Below are 1,283 nucleotides of genomic sequence, written 5' to 3' on the forward strand. Positions count from 1 at the left end.
TGAGACCTGATGCCGAGCCGATTGTGGTGAAGTGGATGATCCTATGCTGTCGAGAAAAGCCTCTAGCGAGTTTCATGGCGGCCCGTACCCTAAACCGACTCAGGTGGTCAGGTAGAGAATACCGAGGCGTTCGGGTGAACTATGGTTAAGGAACTCGGCAAAATGCCCCCGTAACTTCGGGAGAAGGGGGGCCATCACTGGTGAGGGAACTTGCTTCCTGAGCTGGGGGTGGCCGCAGAGACCAGCGAGAAGCGACTGTTTACTAAAAACACAGGTCCGTGCGAAGCCGTAAGGCGATGTATACGGACTGACGCCTGCCCGGTGCTGGAACGTTAAGGGGACCGGTTAGTCAGGATTCGTCCTGGCGAAGCTGAGAACTTAAGCGCCAGTAAACGGCGGTGGTAACTATAACCATCCTAAGGTAGCGAAATTCCTTGTCGGGTAAGTTCCGACCTGCACGAATGGCGTAACGACTTCTCGACTGTCTCAACCATAGGCCCGGTGAAATTGCACTACGAGTAAAGATGCTCGTTTCGCGCAGCAGGACGGAAAGACCCCGGGACCTTTACTACAGTTTGATATTGGTGTTCGGTTCGGCTTGTGTAGGATAGCTGGGAGACTGTGAAGCTTGGACGCCAGTTCAGGTGGAGTCGTCGTTGAAATACCAGTCTGGTCGTGCTGGATGTCTAACCTGGGTCCGTGATCCGGATCAGGGACAGTGTCTGATGGGTAGTTTAACTGGGGCGGTTGCCTCCTAAAGAGTAACGGAGGCGCCCAAAGGTTCCCTCAGCCTGGTTGGCAATCAGGTGTTGAGTGTAAGTGCACAAGGGAGCTTGACTGTGAGACCGACGGGTCGAGCAGGGACGAAAGTCGGGACTAGTGATCCGGCGGTGGCTTGTGGAAGCGCCGTCGCTCAACGGATAAAAGGTACCCCGGGGATAACAGGCTGATCTTCCCCAAGAGTCCATATCGACGGGATGGTTTGGCACCTCGATGTCGGCTCGTCGCATCCTGGGGCTGGAGTCGGTCCCAAGGGTTGGGCTGTTCGCCCATTAAAGCGGTACGCGAGCTGGGTTTAGAACGTCGTGAGACAGTTCGGTCCCTATCCGCTGCGCGCGCAGGAACATTGAGAAGGGCTGTCCCTAGTACGAGAGGACCGGGACGGACGAACCTCTGGTGTGCCAGTTGTTCTGCCAAGGGCATGGCTGGTTGGCTACGTTCGGGAGGGATAACCGCTGAAAGCATCTAAGCGGGAAGCCTGCTTCGAGATGAGTGTTCCCACC

1 rRNA gene is annotated in these 1,283 nt (G+C 56.1%); it reads left to right on the forward strand.

The window, feature by feature from the left end:
• Positions 1-1,283 (forward strand): 23S ribosomal RNA (locus ACWDEW_RS48825); the annotation flags it as partial.

Source organism: Streptomyces sp. NPDC001100, from assembly GCF_053598575.1.